At 64.9% G+C, this 354-nt stretch carries 1 protein-coding gene; it reads right to left on the bottom strand.

Annotation, left to right across the window (positions count from 1 at the left end; translation table 11 throughout):
• The coding region (locus AC1DIS_RS30205; protein ID WP_477781330.1) for a VCBS domain-containing protein at nt 1–354 on the bottom strand (354 nt) is incomplete at both ends.

The raw sequence follows: 354 nt of genomic DNA, 5'->3' as shown, positions 1-354 counted from the left end.
GGCAACGCCATCGGTGCCGTTGGCCAGGGTGTARGTCCATTGGCCGCTGCTGTCGACGGCGATCGAGCCGTAGCTGCCGGTGTTTGACCCGGCAATGCTCCAGGTCGCGGTGGCTGCATGATCGATGTCGCTTGAACTGAACTGGCCGCTGACGCTGAGGGTGGTGTCCTCCTGCACGGCGCCGACATCGTTGCCGCTCGCAAAGCTGAGCACCGGCGCATCGTTGCTGCCGGTGACGGTGACGGTCACCTGTTGGGTGTCGACGCCACCGAGGCCGTCGCTGACCTGGATGGTGAACACTTCGTTGTGACTCTCGCCGGCCTGCAACGACTGCACGGCACTGGCGACGCCATT

The organism is Pseudomonas sp. 05N433 (assembly GCF_056396925.1).
Note: the sequence above shows the minus strand (reverse complement) of the source record. Positions and strands in the feature narration are given on the sequence as shown.